The sequence below is a fragment of the Brevundimonas sp. PWP3-1b1 genome (genome assembly GCF_049896065.1).
In the GTDB taxonomy this organism is placed as follows: Bacteria; Pseudomonadota; Alphaproteobacteria; order Caulobacterales; family Caulobacteraceae; genus Brevundimonas; species Brevundimonas intermedia_B.
In genome coordinates this window covers 399,225-414,653 of sequence record NZ_JAFCTO010000001.1, presented here as the reverse complement: position 1 = coordinate 414,653, position 15,429 = coordinate 399,225, and the positions used below count along the sequence as shown (strand labels likewise).

At 67.7% G+C, this 15,429-nt stretch carries 19 protein-coding genes; 7 read left to right on the top strand and 12 right to left on the bottom strand.

From position 1 onward, the window contains the following. Nucleotides 1-214: 214 nt before the first annotated feature. The 5 genes from ACP69V_RS02030 to ACP69V_RS02010 all read right to left on the bottom strand — a co-directional run bounded on the left by ACP69V_RS02030 (nt 215) and on the right by ACP69V_RS02010 (nt 6,905). A complete protein-coding gene (locus ACP69V_RS02030) occupies nt 215-625 on the bottom strand; it encodes a copper-binding protein (protein ID WP_035307582.1) in 411 nt (136 codons plus the stop codon). Next, nucleotides 622-3,774, bottom strand: coding sequence for an efflux RND transporter permease subunit (locus ACP69V_RS02025; protein ID WP_112863184.1), 3,153 nt, complete (start codon nt 3,772-3,774; stop codon nt 622-624). Before ACP69V_RS02025 ends, ACP69V_RS02030 begins: the two co-directional genes overlap by 4 nt. Continuing rightward, complete coding sequence (locus ACP69V_RS02020; RefSeq protein WP_112863185.1) at nt 3,771-5,072, bottom strand: efflux RND transporter periplasmic adaptor subunit; 1,302 nt, start codon at nt 5,070-5,072, stop codon at nt 3,771-3,773. The genes ACP69V_RS02025 and ACP69V_RS02020 overlap by 4 nt, the downstream gene beginning before the upstream one ends. Further along, entirely contained in the window at nt 5,069-6,427 is a 1,359-nt protein-coding gene (locus ACP69V_RS02015; RefSeq protein WP_135194144.1) for a TolC family protein, read from the bottom strand. Before ACP69V_RS02015 ends, ACP69V_RS02020 begins: the two co-directional genes overlap by 4 nt. A gap of 115 nt (nt 6,428-6,542) precedes the next feature. After that, the gene (locus ACP69V_RS02010) at nt 6,543-6,905 is read right to left on the bottom strand and encodes a hypothetical protein (protein WP_088582514.1); all 363 of its coding nucleotides are present in this window, start codon (nt 6,903-6,905) and stop codon (nt 6,543-6,545) included. Between the two features lie 172 nt (nt 6,906-7,077). On the opposite strand from ACP69V_RS02010, the gene copC reads away from it, so the two are divergent. From copC to ACP69V_RS01995, 3 genes are all read left to right on the top strand, one after another. Then, the gene (gene copC / locus ACP69V_RS02005) at nt 7,078-7,440 is read left to right on the top strand and encodes a copper homeostasis periplasmic binding protein CopC (protein WP_088582513.1); all 363 of its coding nucleotides are present in this window, start codon (nt 7,078-7,080) and stop codon (nt 7,438-7,440) included. Nucleotides 7,441-7,446: 6 nt separating this feature from the next. After that, nucleotides 7,447-8,382 (top strand): copper homeostasis membrane protein CopD, encoded by a 936-nt coding sequence (copD, locus tag ACP69V_RS02000; RefSeq protein WP_184279852.1) that lies wholly within the window; start codon nt 7,447-7,449, stop codon nt 8,380-8,382. Nucleotides 8,383-8,508: 126 nt separating this feature from the next. Next, on the top strand, nt 8,509-9,780 hold the full coding sequence (locus ACP69V_RS01995) for a type II restriction endonuclease (protein WP_088582921.1): 1,272 nt from the start codon (nt 8,509-8,511) through the stop codon (nt 9,778-9,780). On the opposite strand, the gene ACP69V_RS01990 is transcribed toward ACP69V_RS01995, so the two are convergent. The 6 genes from ACP69V_RS01990 to ACP69V_RS01965 all read right to left on the bottom strand — a co-directional run bounded on the left by ACP69V_RS01990 (nt 9,743) and on the right by ACP69V_RS01965 (nt 12,966). Further along, nucleotides 9,743-10,066 carry an isoprenylcysteine carboxylmethyltransferase family protein gene (locus ACP69V_RS01990; protein WP_205678542.1) on the bottom strand — a complete coding sequence of 108 codons (324 nt, stop codon included), beginning with the start codon at nt 10,064-10,066 and terminating at the stop codon, nt 9,743-9,745. The genes ACP69V_RS01995 and ACP69V_RS01990 overlap by 38 nt on opposite strands. Continuing rightward, nucleotides 10,063-10,404 (bottom strand): hypothetical protein, encoded by a 342-nt coding sequence (locus ACP69V_RS01985; RefSeq protein WP_088582511.1) that lies wholly within the window; start codon nt 10,402-10,404, stop codon nt 10,063-10,065. Before ACP69V_RS01985 ends, ACP69V_RS01990 begins: the two co-directional genes overlap by 4 nt. Beyond that, nucleotides 10,401-11,123 (bottom strand): PepSY domain-containing protein, encoded by a 723-nt coding sequence (locus ACP69V_RS01980; protein ID WP_088582510.1) that lies wholly within the window; start codon nt 11,121-11,123, stop codon nt 10,401-10,403. Before ACP69V_RS01980 ends, ACP69V_RS01985 begins: the two co-directional genes overlap by 4 nt. 13 nt (nt 11,124-11,136) lie before the next feature. Then, nucleotides 11,137-11,607 (bottom strand): DUF411 domain-containing protein, encoded by a 471-nt coding sequence (locus tag ACP69V_RS01975; protein ID WP_306418727.1) that lies wholly within the window; start codon nt 11,605-11,607, stop codon nt 11,137-11,139. Nucleotides 11,608-11,661: 54 nt separating this feature from the next. Then, nucleotides 11,662-12,216: a YybH family protein gene (locus ACP69V_RS01970; protein WP_135194142.1), complete on the bottom strand. Its 555-nt coding sequence runs from the start codon at nt 12,214-12,216 to the stop codon at nt 11,662-11,664. 96 nt (nt 12,217-12,312) lie between these two features. Beyond that, nucleotides 12,313-12,966, bottom strand: coding sequence for a DUF2231 domain-containing protein (locus ACP69V_RS01965; protein ID WP_426022432.1), 654 nt, complete (start codon nt 12,964-12,966; stop codon nt 12,313-12,315). 116 nt (nt 12,967-13,082) lie between these two features. Between ACP69V_RS01965 and ACP69V_RS01960 the strand changes: the two genes are divergently transcribed. Genes ACP69V_RS01960 through ACP69V_RS01950 form a run of 3 tightly spaced genes read left to right on the top strand, consistent with a single transcriptional unit; the run spans nt 13,083 to nt 14,388 of the window. Continuing rightward, the gene (locus tag ACP69V_RS01960; protein WP_088582506.1) at nt 13,083-13,364 is read left to right on the top strand and encodes a hypothetical protein; all 282 of its coding nucleotides are present in this window, start codon (nt 13,083-13,085) and stop codon (nt 13,362-13,364) included. Next, nucleotides 13,361-13,801 (top strand): Spy/CpxP family protein refolding chaperone, encoded by a 441-nt coding sequence (locus ACP69V_RS01955; protein WP_088582505.1) that lies wholly within the window; start codon nt 13,361-13,363, stop codon nt 13,799-13,801. Before ACP69V_RS01960 ends, ACP69V_RS01955 begins: the two co-directional genes overlap by 4 nt. Before the next feature lie 8 nt (nt 13,802-13,809). Then, nucleotides 13,810-14,388: an RNA polymerase sigma factor gene (locus tag ACP69V_RS01950; RefSeq protein ID WP_245159370.1), complete on the top strand. Its 579-nt coding sequence runs from the start codon at nt 13,810-13,812 to the stop codon at nt 14,386-14,388. A gap of 244 nt (nt 14,389-14,632) precedes the next feature. Here the strand turns inward: ACP69V_RS01950 and ACP69V_RS01945 are convergent, their stop codons facing one another. Then, nucleotides 14,633-14,896, bottom strand: a complete 264-nt coding sequence (locus ACP69V_RS01945; protein ID WP_088582504.1) for a hypothetical protein — start codon at nt 14,894-14,896, stop codon at nt 14,633-14,635. 21 nt (nt 14,897-14,917) lie between these two features. Here ACP69V_RS01945 and ACP69V_RS01940 point away from each other — a divergent pair, with 21 nt between their 5' ends. Further along, nucleotides 14,918-15,325 carry a copper resistance CopC family protein gene (locus ACP69V_RS01940; protein WP_426022431.1) on the top strand — a complete coding sequence of 136 codons (408 nt, stop codon included), beginning with the start codon at nt 14,918-14,920 and terminating at the stop codon, nt 15,323-15,325. Nucleotides 15,326-15,429 lie beyond the last annotated feature (104 nt).

Below are 15,429 nucleotides of genomic sequence, written 5' to 3'. Positions count from 1 at the left end.
TTCGCACGACATCCCCGCGCCGAGCGCCGCCTCGAAGCCCATTCGGGTTCGGACCGAAACAACTCGGACAGTCGGCACTGTCCATCTTCACGCCGCTTTGAAGCCGTCTGCTGAACCCATAAAGGCTCGACGCGGCGGAGAAGCCAAAGGTTCCCCGCCGCGTCGTCAACCCGGACGCCGCCGCCCCGTGCGACGACAGTCCGGCAGCAGGGGATTACTGCGGCCGAATCGCCTTCACTTCGCCCGCGCTGCCTGTAACGACCAGATCAAACTCGACCCGGTCGCCGACCTTCGCCTGGTCAATCAGGGCGGGTGACGCCGCGAAGCCCATGGTCATCGCGGGCCATTCCAGACTGGCGATCGGCTCGTGCTCGATCGTGATCTTGCCGCCCTCCGCGTCGATGGCCGAAATCACCCCGCGCGCGGTCGCGGACTCCTCTCCGGCCGCCGACGACATGGCGTCCATCTCCGCCGGCGCCGCGGGGGCAACGGCGGAACCGGTGGCGGCTGGGGTTTCCGTCTCCGTCGCCGGCTGCTGACTGCAGGCCGCCAGGGCAATGACCGCCCCGGCTGACAGGCTCAGGCCGAGGGCGAGCCTGGCCGACTTCACGAACAGGTTTTTCATAGGGTAGCTCCTTGGGTGGGGGTTTGGGTGGGACGTGATTTCCGGCGTCTCAGGAGGAGATAGCCGGCTGGGATGACGAGCATCGACAGGAGGGGCGCGGTGATCATGCCGCCAATGACTGGCGCCGCGATCCGGGTCATGATCTCCGACCCCGCGCCGTGGCCGATCAGGATCGGGAACAGACCGCCCAAGATCACGGCGACCGTCATCGCCTTGGGCCGGACCCGCAGAAGGGCGCCCTCGCGAACGGCCTCCTCGACCTGCTCCCGGTCGGGATCAGGTCCTCGATCCTTCAGCGCATGTTTGAGATAGATCAGCATCACGACGCCGAACTCCGCCGACAGGCCAGCGAGGGCGATGAAGCCAACCCCGGTCGCGACCGACTGATCGAAGCCCATCAGATAGAGCAACCAGAAGCCGCCGGTCAGGGCGAATGGCAGGGTGCCCATGATGAGGAGGGCTTCGTCGAAGCGCCCGAAGGTCAGATAGAGCAGGATGAAGATGATCACGAGCGTGGCCGGAACCACGATCTTTAGCCGCTCGGCCGCCCGTTCCAGATATTCGAACTGGCCGGAGTAGGCGATGCTGACGCCCGGCGCGAGATCCACCTCGCTGGCGACCGCCTGACGCAGATCGGCGACGACAGACGCGAGGTCGCGCCCCCGAGTGTCGACATAGACCCAGGTGGTCAGCCTGCCGTTCTCGGACTTGAGCATCGGCGGGCCGTCCGCGATCTGGATATTGGTGACCGTGCCAAGGGTGATCTGCTGGCCCGACGGCGTCAGCATCGGCAGGGCGCGCAGTTGCTCCAGACTGTCGCGCAATTCTCTCGGGTAACGGACGCTGATCGGATAGCGGGCGAGCCCCTCCACCGTCTGTCCGATCGTCTCGCCGCCCACGGCGCCCGATACGATCGATTGGACATCGGCGATGTTCAGGCCGTAGCGGGCCGCCGCGCGCCGGTCGATGTCGATGTCGACATAACGCCCGCCGGTCAGGCGTTCGGCCAAGGCGGAGGTCACGCCCGGTACGGTCCTGGCGACATCGGCCACCTGGGCCGCGATACGGTCCATCGCGGCCAGGTCAGAGCCGGACACCTTGACGCCGACGGGGCTCTTGATGCCCGTCGCCAGCATGTCGATGCGATTTCGGATGGGAGGGACCCAGACGTTGGACAGTCCGGGGACCTGAACCGCGCGATCGAGTTCTTCGATCAGTTTTTCCGGGGTCATGCCCGGCCGCCATTCATCGCGCGGCTTGAACTGGATGGTGGTCTCGAACATCTCCAGCGGAGCCGGATCCGTGGCGGTTTCCGCCCGGCCCGCCTTGCCGAACACGGTCGCCACTTCGGGCACGGTGCGGATCATCCGGTCCGTCTGTTGCAGCAGTTCCGCGGCCTTGGCCGGGGAGAGACCCGGCTGGGCCGAAGGCATATACAGCAGGTCGCCCTCGTCCATCGCCGGCATGAATTCGCCGCCGAGCTGGCTAAGAGGCCAGGCGGTGGTGGCGAAGATCAGCAAGGCTGCCACCAAGGTCTTTCTGGGATGATGCAGCACCCAGTCCAATGGCCCGCGATAGATGCGCGTGAGCCAGCGATTGATCGGATTGCTCTGTTCGGCCGGGATCCGTCCGCGGATCAGATAGCCCATCAGAACCGGCACGAGAGTGATGGACAGGATCGCCGCCGCCGCCATCGCATAGCTCTTGGTAAAGGCTAGGGGCGCGAACAGCCGGCCCTCCTGGGCCTGCAGGCTGAACACCGGGATGAACGACAGGGTGATGATCAGCAGGCTCAGGAACAGCGCGGGGCCGACCTCCACGGCCGCCTCGGTGATGACCTTCCAGCGATCTTCGCCCGCCAGCTTTTCATCCGGGTGATCGTGTTCCCATCGTTCGATGTGTTTGTGGGCGTTCTCGATCATGACCACCGCCGCATCCACCATGGCGCCGATGGCGATGGCGATGCCGCCCAGCGACATGATGTTGGCGTTCACGCCCTGAAGATTCATGATCAGGAAGGCCGCCAGGACGCCCAGCGGCAGGGTCAGGATGGCGACCAGCGCCGACCGGGCGTGCCAGAGGAACAGGCCGCAGACCAGGGCGACGACTATGAACTCCTCGATCAGCTTGCCGCTCAGATTGTCGATCGCCCGGTCGATGAGCTGCGAGCGATCGTAGGTCGTCACCACTTCGACTCCCGGGGGCAGTCCGGCTTTGAGCGTCTCGAGTTTCTCGGTCACGGCCGCGATCGTGGCGCGGGCGTTTGCGCCGGATCGAAGGATGACGACGCCGCCCGCGACCTCGCCTTCGCCGTTGAGCTCGGCTATGCCGCGTCTCATCTCCGGGCCGATCTGGATGGTCGCGACATCCCCGAGGCTGATCGGCACGCCTCCAGCCGCCGTGCGGAGCGGCACGGCCCGGAAGTCGTCGAGCTCGGTCAGATAGCCGTTGGCGCGGATCATGTATTCGGCTTCGGCGAGCTGGAGCACCGAGCCGCCCGTCTCGCCGTTGGCGCGCTGGAGAGCGTCCACCACCGCCTGATGGGTGACGCCGTAGGACGCGAGCCTGACGGGGTCGAGCACCACCTGGTATTGCCGCACCATGCCGCCCAGGCTGGCGACCTCGGCGACCCCCGGCACGGTCTTCAGCTCGTAGCGGAGGAACCAATCCTGCAGGCTTCGCAATTGCGCCAGATCGTTGCGGCCTGTGCGATCGACCAGGGCGTATTCATAGACCCAGCCTACGCCGGTGGCGTCCGGACCAAGTGCCGGTTGGGCGGTCGCGGGAAGCCGCGCCTGCACCTGGCTGAGGTATTCGAGGACCCGGGAACGCGCCCAGTAGAGGTCCGTCCCATCTTCGAACAGCACATAGACGAAGCTGTCGCCGAAGAAGGAATAGCCTCGAACCGTTCGCGCGCCGGGTACGGACAGCATGGTGGTCGCCAGAGGATAGGTGACCTGGTTCTCGACGATCTGGGGCGCCTGCCCCGGGTAGCTGGTGCGAATGATGACCTGCACGTCCGACAGGTCCGGCAAGGCGTCGACCGGCGTGCTGCGAACCGCGAACAGGCCGGCGGCGAGCAGGGCGACGGCGGCCATAAGGACGAGGAAGCGCCCCTTGACCGAGGCGCGAATGACCGCGGCGATCATTGGCTCGACCTCCCGCGCGAGGCGGGCGCGGCCATGGATGCGCCCGTTGGGGCGGCGGTGGCGGGCCGGGACGTCGGGCCGATCGGCCGCGCCGTTACGCCTGACAGGCTGGCTTCGGAATCGATCAGGAACTGCCCCGACGCGACGATCCGTTCGCCTTCCCTGAGACCGGCGAGGATCTCGGTTTGCCCCCCGGCTTCTCGCCCGACACGGACCTCGGCCGGTTGATACCGGCCTTCCGGCCGGGCGAGCATGACAATGTCCCGTTCACCCGTTCGGATCACCGCCTCGGTCGGCACGAGCAACGCCGTCGTCGAACCGCCGCCGAAGGTGATCCGGCCGAACATGCCGGGGCGCAAACGGCCCCCGCGATTGGCCATTTCGATCCGTCCCGTGACCGTGCGGCTGTCGCCGACGAGTTCCGGCAACAGGGCGGTCAGACGACCCGTGAACCGCTCTCCCGGGAACGCGGTCAAAGCCACCTCGACGGACTGTCCGACCCTTAGCCGGCTCCCCAGCGCCTCCGGGATGGCGGCATTGACCCAGACGGTGGCCAGGCCGTTGATCTCGGCCAAGGTCATGCCTTGGGTCACGCTCATGCCGGCGCGCACGCCCAGGGTCTTGATCACGCCGCCAGTGGGCGTTGAGATCGTGATCGTGTTTCGCGCCCGCCCGCTGCGCTCCACCGAGGCGATCAGGCTCTCGGACATGCCCATCAGCACCAGTCGCTGCCGCGCCGCCTGGATCAGGGGCGTGTTGCCGGTGCGCCGTACGGCCAGATATTCCGTCTGGGCGCCGCCCCAGGTCGGGATGAGCAAATCGACCAGAGGCGCGCCCGCAGCGATGACATCGCCCGGCGCGCGGTTGTAGACTCGCTGCACGAAGCCGTCGGCCCGCGACTGGACCACGGCGATGTCGCGTTCATTGTAATCGACCACCGCCGTGGCGCTCAGATCGCCCTCAAGGTCGCCACGGCGAGCCGTGGCATACCGGACCCCCAAATTCTGGGCCAGCGCCGGATCGATTCGAACGCCGGGGGTGGCGGTCGTTCCCCCCTCATCGGCATATTTGGGGATGGTCTCCATGTTCATGGACGACTTCCCCGGCCCCGGGTAGCGTTCGTTTGGAACCATGGGATCGTACCAATAGAGGATCTCGCGCTCCCCTCCCCCCTCGGCGGTCTCACCGCCGGCCCCATCCAGCCGCGGAGCGACGACGATGCCGGCCCCGACGCCGACCCCGACCAAAAGAAGCGCGCCCATGGCGATGCCCAGGCGTTTGTTGCGAAGGGCGTTCATCGGTCGTCGTTCCCATAGGTGAGAGTGATCTCGACCACTTGACGCATCACGGCGGCCTCGCGATCGAGCGTGTCGAGCCGGGCGTTGGCCACGGCGGTGAAGGCTTCGAGAACTTCAACGATGCCCGCCCGACCCGCCGCATAGCTCGCGGTTTCGAGATCGGAACGCTGAAGGACACTGGGCAGAACGACGTCGCGCGACCGGACCCATTGATCGTGAGCGGTCGCGTATTCGGCCAGGGCGCTTCGCAGCGACGCGGTCAACACGCGCTCAGCGTCCTCACGCTCGGCGGTGACCCGCAGCGCATCAGCGGCGCGCGCGGCGATGACGGGATCCTGCCTTCGACCGGGAAAGATCGGCAGCCGCACGCTCGCTCCGACGGAGAACAGATCGCCGAACCGCTCATCGCGGCGGGCGTAGCTGGCTTGGAACGACCAGTCCGGGCGACGTCCGGCGCGGGCCAGGTCGACCTCGGCTTCGGCGCGGCGCGCGGCGGCTCCATAGGCCCGCACGGTCGGCAGCTGGGCGATGCCGTTCCGCAAGGCGGTCAGGTCGAGATCGTCCTGCGGCGGCGGGCCAACCGTCTCGGGATCGGCGTCGCCCGTCCACCGGGCGAGTTCGGCTCGCGCCTTCTCGATGTCGGCGGCGAGACTGCTGCGGCGATCGTCAAGATCGGCTTTGAGCTGAACGGGCCCGAGAGCGTTGGCGGGCCGATAGGCGCCGGACGCGACTCCGGCCGGGGCGGCGTCCCACAGGGGTTGCAACGTCGCCAGCAGCTCTTCCAACGCCGCAAAGCGGCGTTCGGCATAGAACAGGTCGATCCACGCAAGGCCCACGGCGACCCGGACCTCTCGTCGCGCGACGGACTCCTCAGCGCCGGCGACGCCGATCGCCGCCTCGGCGATGTCTCGCTCGGCGCGACGACGCGCGCGGCTGGGCACCTCCTGCTCGACGCCGATCCTGAGCATGGTGAAGTCTTCATCGAATTGCCCCGCGAACGGCCCGGTCACCGGATATCCGTCGAGACCGACGGAGAGCCGGGGGTCCGGCAGAAGCCCCGCTGCCGGAACGGCCGCACGAGCGGCGTCGACACCCAATGCGCTGGCGCGCAGACTGGGTGCGCTGAACGCCGCGCGGGCCAGGGCCTCGTCGAACGTCTGGGGGTCAGCCTGGGCCGGCGCGGTCCAGACGCTCAGGAGCAGAACGGAAGCGGGAAGGATCGCCCAGCTTGCGGTTAGCTCACGGCACCGGGTGGGCGCCGAAGCCTCGGCTCGCCGCGTCGTGACGCGCGGCAGGCGGACACGGGGCGGCTGACAAGCAGACGCGCGTGTCGCCGTCCTCAAACGAATGGTCATGAAATTCCTCGAAACCATCGGACCCGCCGTGAGGGCAGGACACCGGCGAAGGGCTCAGATCGATCGGTTACCGCGGCGTAACGTCGCGCACGGCCTACCGTTCAGCGAAAGCGTTCTAAGCCAGCCGTTTCGGCGGATTCTTCAGTGGAAGCGGGCCTGCGCCCTCTCGCACGACATCGACGGCTGCGAACCGGAGTCCCCGCGGAGCCGAAGGCCGTTGAACGGTCGGCGCCGGCGGCATGGGCGCCGCGACGGCGGCGCAGCCCATCTTGGCGATGCAGTCGGGCGTCATCTCGTCGCAAGGGCTAGTAGCGCCGCCGGAAGGCCCGTCCGCCATCACCATCATCTCGGCGCAATCCATGTCCGCCATGCCGCCCGTCGCTTCGAATACCTGGAACGGCGTGGCGTGCGCGGACGACTGGCCGACGAAGCCGGCCACCGCCAGGGCGAACAGAAGGGTGCGGACGAGGTTCCACATGCGCGTTCATCCCACGCCCGTCGGCCGGCCGTGTCAAGCGACCGACGGGCTGGCGTCGGGCGCGCGCAACGCAATGCTCCGGATCAGCGCGCGCCCGCCCGCAGTTCGAACGAGGGATTCAACCCCGGCGCCCGTATAACTCATTGAACCCCTCTGGTTTCGGAGCCTCCCTATGACCACTCGCAAAATCCTTTCCGTCGTCGGCGCCGTCGGCGCCCTGCTGTTGGGGGCGACGCAGGCTGCCGCCCACGCGCGCGTCGTCGCCTCCAACCCGGCGGCGAGCGCGAGCATCGCCTCGCCGCGTTCGCTGACGGTCACCTTCAGCGAACGCGTCGTTCCCGCTTTCTCGGGCCTCGAGGTCGTGAACGCCGCCGGTGCCAAATTCCCGGTCGCGACCACCGTCTCCGATGACGGCATGACCGTTTCGGGACGGACGGCGCGACCGCTCGCGGCCGGCGCCTACAGCCTCAACTGGCACGCCGCCTCCGCAGACGGCCACCGTATGACCGGCGCCATCGCCTTCACGGTGCGCTGACCCATCGTGCTCGACGTTCTGGTCATCCTGCTCCGGCTCGCGCAGTACGGCGGCGCTGTCGTCCTGCTCGGGACGCCGCTGTTCCTCCTCTACGGGTTGCGCGGGTCGGACGCGGTGGCCCTCGGCTGGACGAGATCCTTGCTGGTCAGCGCGGCGGCCGTGGTCGCCATAGGCTCCGCCGCCGCCTTCGCGGCCCAGACCGCTGTGATGGCGGGCTCGCTGACTGAAGGTCTCAAGCCGGCGACGCTCGGCTTCATGCTCACGGGCACGAGCCTCGGACCCGCCTTTCTCGTCCGGACGCTGGCCGCGTTGCTCGCGCTTCTTGCGCTCATCCAAGACAAGCCGTCCCGCGGCCTGTGGGGATTCTTCGCCGTCGCCGGTCTGATCGTCGGCGCCAGCTTCGCCTGGACGGGACACGGCGCGGCCACCGAAGGCGCCGGGCGCTATGTGCATCTGACGGCCGCTATTTTGCACAGCTGGGCGGCGGCGGTGTGGCTCGGCGCGCTCGCGGCGCTGCTTATCCTGACCTTCGGGCGACGGTCAAAAACGGTTGATAGCGACAGGATCCTTCATCGAGCGCTTCACGGATTTGCCGGCGTCGGAACCGCATCGGTCGCCGTCCTGGTTCTGAGCGGACTGGTGAACAGCTGGTTCATGGTCGGACCCGATCGTATCGCTGGCCTCTTGAGCACGCCCTACGGTCTGCTGTTGACGGGCAAGCTCGTGCTCTTCGCGCTCATGCTGGTTCTGGCGGCCGCGAACCGCTTTTATCTGACGCCCCACCTCGGCAGCGCCCTGGACGATCCCGAGTATCTTGGCCCCGCCATTTCACGGCTGAAACGCAGCTTGGTGATGGAGACCCTCCTCGCCCTGGGGCTGCTGGCCCTGGTGTCCATCATGGGAACCCTGGCTCCGGTCTCGGCCATGGAAATGGCGATGTAGCCGTTGGCGCGCGCCGAACGCGCTGGAGCCAGGTGCGTCGCACGCGCTCTTGGGACCGGCTGCGAATGGCCGTTGGCCCAGCGACCTGGACCCGCCTAGACTGCTCAAGAATTGAGGGGGCGCGCCGTGTCAGATCGAGTTCGTGATCTTATTGAACAGTGGCGGCGCGACCCGGCTGCGACCTACCAGACCTGGTTCTTGTGGGACGAGCGTCTGAAGAATTTCCGCTCCATCCGTCGCGGCATCGGCCAGGTCGTCAAGGAGATCGAAGCAGGCCGGTTCGGCGTGGCCTATCGCGGGTCGTCGCTGGAGACGATCGTTCATTCGGTGGCCGAACAACGGCAGATCTTCAAGGGCGCGGACCATGCCTTCCTCTGGAAGCCCAAACTTCGCATCCCGGACATCTACGAAAACCCGGCCAATCAACGCGCTTTCGGCCGGCTCCTGCATCACTGCAGCTGTTGTTCGACAGCAACGGAAATTCTCGCGGGCATCCGCACGATCGACCAACTCCGAATCAAGGGACTCGGGCCTGCAGTGGCCAACCTGATCTATTTTCTCCATCCCACCCACGTTTCGCCGTTCAATACCGCGATCGTCAACGGCTACAACGCGATCACCGGATCAAAGGTCAAGCTCGGGAGCTGGGAGCACTACCTTGCGATGCGGCAAGGAATTTTGGCCCTCAACGCTCGCTACAGCGATCTTCTGTCCAACGATCTCGGGGCGATCGCGGGCTTCCTGTTCGACGTGGGCTCCGGCCGTTATCCCGCGCCGCCCCTGGACGACGAGAGTCTGTCCGCCAGCGGCTGGGACGCGCGGCTGGCCGAAGCGCGCGCCGAAGCGGTCAAGTTCGAGAAGACCGCGCTCCAGCAGGGCGAGACGGACCGGACCCACACAGAGATCCAGGCCTGGGTCCGTGATCTGGGTCGCGCGCTGGGCTACAGGGTCTGGATCGCGTCCAATGACCGCGGGCGCCAGCACGAGGGCGCACGCCTGAGCGAGGGCTGCCTAGAACAACTACCGCCGTCGCTGGCGAACGGTCCAGGCGCCGAGTCCATCCGGCTGATCGACGTACTCTGGCTGGAGGGAGACGCGGACCGCGTGGCGGCCGCCTTCGAGGTCGAGCATTCCACCACGATCTACTCCGGTGTCGTGCGAATGCTGGACCTCGCCCTGTCAGGCGAACTAAACATCTCCGCCGGCCTTTTCCTGGTCGCTCCCGACAGCCGCGAAAACGATGTGCGGGCGCAGTTGCAACGTCCGGCCTTCAGCCGGATCGCCGATCTCAATGTGCGCTATCTGCCCTACGGAGAACTGGAACGGCACCGGGCATCAATCGCCCGCTTCGGAACCGGTCTCAGGGCTCTGACCGAGATTTCGCACCGCGTGACCTGATCGTCGGTGACTGGCCCGCCTCGCATCCAGGTCGTTCTGGCTCACAGGCCTGATAGGCAAGAGCGCGATCCTCCAGCCGCACCCGCCAGGTGATCAGCATGGCATTAAGCGCGGTGAACACCACTGCTATCCAGACCTGGCCGAAAACCAGCGGCAGGATGGCGATCTCAAGAGATGCGATCCAGTAGTTGGGATGACGAATGACCCGGAAGGGCCGGATCGGACTAGCGGCGCGCCGGGCAGGTGATGATCCGAGTGGTCCAAAACCGGCCAAGGTCGCGATCACCCCGCTTGCTCCAGCGCGCTCGTCGTGCTCTCGGCCATCAGGGCGACTGCGTGTTCCAGGAACAGGTCGTTCCGCTCCGCGAAGCTGTGCGGCTGCAGATACCAGTCCATTGGGACGCACGAATGCCGTGTGTCGATCAAGGCGTTTCGATAGATAGGCGCCAGCCGCTCGAAACCGCCGTGGGTCGTGGCGAACATTTCGGCCCCGTTGGCCGCGACGTCCTCTTGCCGCAGGATGTGCGGCGGCCAGGCGGTGGTCAGGGCGGCGAGACGCGGTGGTGAAGTCCGGTCGTTGTCTCTTGGCAGAGCTTCCTGTGATCGAGCCGTCGCCTGCCTCATGGCTCCCGCTTGCGAACCGCACGCGCCATTTTCAGGTCGCGGGAGATCCGTATCCACAGCAGGATGAAGCCCGAAATCACAATGCTCAGGGTCAAGGCGGTAGTGATGATGATCAGGGGGTGATTGAAGTCCTCGCCGTCGTTCCAGTCCATGACGTGCAGTCGCCAGAAGAAGTCGAAGATCCGCCACACGCCCGAGCGGCGCGTCACCACTTCGCCTGTCGCTGGCGACAGGTAGAAGGCCGTCTTTTCGCGGTCGGCGAAGTCTACCCGCCACAGCGGTCCGGTGCGTCCCGTCTCCTCGGGCGCCGTCGCCAGAAGAACCGCGCCGGAAACCCGCGCCTCGCCCTTGTACGCGCCCTTGGCGAAGGCCGAGGCGTCGGCGGCCGACATCGGTCCGAACGGCCGGCCGGTCGCGGCGGACACGACGACTGGCTCGCCCGACGCCGGCTTCAAGGTCCAGGCCGCCCCCCGCGGCGTCGTGTGAAGCTCCGCCTGGACAGGCGCGACGCCCGCTCGGCGCGCGATCTCGCTCAGTGCCGGAAGCGCGCCGAGCTCCAGCGGGCTCGGCTTGAGGTCAACCGCCCGATGTTCGCCGCGCACCGTCTCGATCGGAATGGCCGTCATCACCAGACCGCCGCCGACCCAGAACAGGACCTGAAGGCCGACGACGAGCGCAATCCATTTGTGCAGCTGGGTGGAGAGCTTGAGAACCTTCATCCCTGGGCCTCGCCTAGCCGTGACGCGCGAAGACGCGCGTACCGCCGCCCTTGAGGATCAGCAGGGTCTCATAGGGCTCACGTTGGCCGTCTGGCGTCTCCATGCCGGGAGACCCCAGCGGCATCGCCGGCACTGCGAGGCCCACGGCCTCGGGACGTTCGGCCAGAAGCTTGCGGACATCCTCGGCCGGCACATGGCCCTCGAGGACATAGCCGCCGATCATGGCCGTGTGGCAGGAGGCGAGCGCCTCGGGCACGCCTTGGGTGCTGCGTATAGAGCGAAGGCTCGGGAGTTCGTTGACCCGCGCCTTGAAGCCGGCGGCGCGCATGTGATCCACCCAGGCCGTGCAACAGGCGCAGGTCGGGGTCTTGTAGACCGCGAGCTCGGTCGATGAACGGGCGCCCGGAGCGCAGGCCGCGACGGCGACGGAGCCGGCCCCCGCGGCCAGAAACGCACGGCGTGAAAGGGTGGGCATCGATCTCATGGGTCCCTCTGGCGAGCGATATCTGGAGGCCGCCGATGACGGTCGCCGCCGCGATCAGGCGGCGGGGCGGAAGGGCCGGGCCGAGGAGTGATAGACGTCGAACCTCCACTCGTCACCCCGCTTGCGCAGGACGCTCGTGGCGGCGCCGCGGCGCTCTATGGGGGCCCGGGCTCCGTCCTTGAAGGTGATGTGGAAGGTGTAGGTCTCGCTCACGAAGGCGGTGTCGCCGTCAACCTCGACTTTCATTTCGTGGTTGCGGAAGTCGAAGCCGGCCAGATCGGCGAATTCGGGCCCGAGATGGTGCTCCAGATAATAGGCGAACGATCCCTCCACGCCGCCGTTCTCGAAGATCTCCGAGTCGGTCCAGAACAGGGCCGGCGTCTGCGACACGTCCATCCGCTCGATGGCGTCCTTGTAGGCGGTGACGACCGCTCGGACCTGGGCCTCGTCAGCGGATTGCGCATCGCCGGGGGCGTGCGCCGAGCCTGGCGTATGGGCCGAGCCGGGGGCGTGGGAGCGGGCCGGCGCCTGTGATTGAGCTTGCGCTTGGCCGGAGGTCGCGAGGAGGGCGGCGACCGCCGATCCGGCGAGTGCTGAACGGAACATCATGGTGCAGTCTCCTGGTTTGCCGCGGCCGCAGTAGAACCCGGTCCGGCGAAGTAGATGAAGAACGAGGCGTTCGGGCGACGACGGACCCCAAGGCCGTCAGAACATCAGATGCCTCATGCCATGGGTCAGCATCCCGCCCAGCAGGCCGTTGACCACCACGGCGGCGGCGGTCACGGTCAAAAGACCGATGTAGATCAGCTCGCGCCCGCGCCCCGGCCGGCGGACCCATTGTTCCTTCGCCCACCAGCTCAGCAGGCCGAGCGCGGCGATCGAGGTGCCGAGCCACCGATGGTAGAGGTGAGTCACATCGTCCTTCCCGGGCAGCCCCATAGCGAACCATCCCAGCGCCACCGCGGCGACCGCGGAGATCGCCGCCAGGGCGATGATCACCCGCGTGCCCTGGGTCAGGACCGGCCGACGCAGCGTCAGGGCGGCGATCTCGAGGAGCGCGGCGACGAGGAACAGCGCGATCGGGAAATGGACGGCGGCGGGATGCATGGCGCCGAGCCAGCGATACAGGCGCTGGGGCATTGGCTTGGGACCCTCGTCCGCCGTCATGGCCCCGTGTTCCATGTCCATAGCCATCCCCGGCATGGCCATCACGCCGCCTTCTGGCACGGCGCCCGCCGGCGCGGCGGCCTGGGCACGGGCCGCGGCCTGCTTGTCATGATCCTCGTGCGCGAACGCGGGCGCGCTGACAGACAGCGCCACCACCAGGGCGATCCCCGACAGAAGTTTGCGTATCGACATTGTTCTCTCCCATCCCGTCCCTTCTGCTAACTACGCACCGGGGAGGCCGTCCCCTCGTTTGAGGGATTTGGCTTGTTTCGGCGTAGTAGGGATTAGGGGCGCAAGGAGAGTGTTCGATGGCGCGTAATTTGGATGATCTTTTGGCCGGATCGGCGGCGACGCCCTTGGGCCGGTCGCTCGACGGGCTCGAACCGCTCGTCTGGAGCCGGGTCGACGCGCTTCGCGGCGAAAGGCTCGCGTCGCAACTGCGTTTGGGGGCCGTCGCCATGGCCCTGGTCACCGGCCTGACGGCAGGCGGCGTCGGCGCGGTCGCCGCCCCCAGACCGGCCGGGGAGATGGCCATTTTCACGGTCGACGCGGGCCTGTCGCCTCTGGTGAGACTGGAAACCGGCCGATGAAGCGCGGCTGGCAGGCCATCGCCCTGACGGCCGTCCTGGCGGCGGTCGCCAGCGGCGCGGGCACTTGGATCAGCGCCAGCTGGGTGCTGAGCCGGCGCGAACCGCCATCCCTGCACGACATCGTGCACCACGACCTGAAGCTCTCGCCCGACCAGCTGACCCGCATCGACGCAGTCGAAGCCCGGTTCGCCGCGCGCCGGCCCGCGCTCGAAGCGGACGTCCGCGCGGCCAATCAGGAACTGGCGCGCGCGATCGCACGGAGCGACGGCGACGGTCCCCAGGTCCAGGCGGCGGTGGACCATTTCCACGTCGCCATGGGCGCCTTGCAGAAGGAGACGATCGCCCACGTCTTCGAGATGCGGTCCGTTCTGACGCCGGCCCAGGCCGAGGTATTCGACGACCGTATCGTCGAGGCCCTCGCGCCCGACGAAGGCTAGCGTTCCGCGTGGACAGCCCCAACGACCTGTCAGCCCGCGCCGCCGGCGGGGACCGGGCGGCCTTCAGCGAGTTGATGCGGCAGACCAAGACTTCTCTGTTCCGTTTCGTCCGGCGCTATGTCGGCGATGAACAGGACGCCTGGGACCTGTTGCAGGACACCTATGCGGCGGCCTGGATCAACATTCGCCGCTACGACCCGGTCCGACCCTTCGAGGCCTGGATCCGGACCATCGCACTCAATAAATGCCGGGACTGGAGCCGTCGCCGCTTCGTTCGGCGGCTCATCCGGGGCGGCGTCGACCTGTCGTCGCCGGAAGCCATGTCCGTGCCGGACGGGGCCGAGGCGGTGGATGACCGGATGGATGCCAGCGCAAGGCTGGCGCGGTTGAACGAGGCTGTGAGCCATCTGCCGCCGCACCTCAAGGCTCCGCTTCTGCTGACGGCGATCGAGGGGCGCAGTCAGGCGGAAACGGCCGGGATGCTGGGTGTCTCCATCAAGACCGTGGAGACCCGCGTGGCGCGGGCTCGTCGCAAGCTGTCCGAGGCGCTGGACGACACGCCCGCTGTCCGGGCCGCTCTTGAGTGATCAGCTCGAGGGTCCTCGGAACCTTCGTCGCGCCTTAGCCCCGCTCGGGCCGCAGCGGCGCTCCGTCGATCGACCTCCAGGCGGCGAGGGATGCGGCGCCCGTCCGCGTATTCTAGTATGAGGGCGTCGCGGGAAATCGACCCGATCATCGCCCTTTTCTTTCAGGAGCTTGTCACATGAGAGTCCCGATCCTAGCCGCCGCAGCGGCGATCACCTTGGGCGCCTGCCAGCCGGCCGCCGACCCTCAACCGGTCGAGGCCCAGACGGCGCCGGGCGCCTCGGCGACGACCCCGATGGAGGCCGCGCCGGTCGCCACGCCCGAGCCGACCCCGCAGCCGCAGGCCGCCGCATCAGCCCCGGCGCCGTCCCCCCGGGCCTCGACGCCCCGACCGACCCGCCCCGCGCCGGCGCCAGCACCCGCCCCGACGCCGCCGCCGGCCGATCCGATGGCCGGCCATGACATGTCGAAGATGGACGGCATGACCATGCCGCCCAACCAGTAGTCCACGTAAGCATCAGGAAGTCTCTCATGAACCGTTCAATCCTCACCAGCCTGGCCGCTCTGGCGGCGCTGGCTCCCGTCTCCCTCGCCCAGGCCCAGAGCCATTCGCACGCGGGCATGTCGGCGCAGGATCACGCCGCCATGCAGGCCCCCGCCAACGGCGTCGTCACCGCGCCCGCGGACAACGCCATGCTAGCGGTCGCGCCGACGACCTTCTCGGCGACGTTCCCGCACGCCATGACCCTGACCTCTCTCAGGCTGACGGGCCCTGACGCCCGGTCCATCGACGTGGCTGTGGTCGACGACGCGGCGCCGGTCACCACGGTCAGCGCGCCCCTCCCCGTCCTGGCCCCCGGATCCTATTCCGCCGCCTGGGCCGCGAAGGGCGCCGACGGCCACCAGATGAACGGCCTCGTCCGTTTCATGGTTCACTGAGGGATCGGCCTCCCGCCTCCTGAGGGGCCGAAGCCGGATGTGGAAGGAACGCCGCGCGACCTGCCGCGCGGCGTTTTTCCGTCGTCGATCAGCGGTCGGCTCCC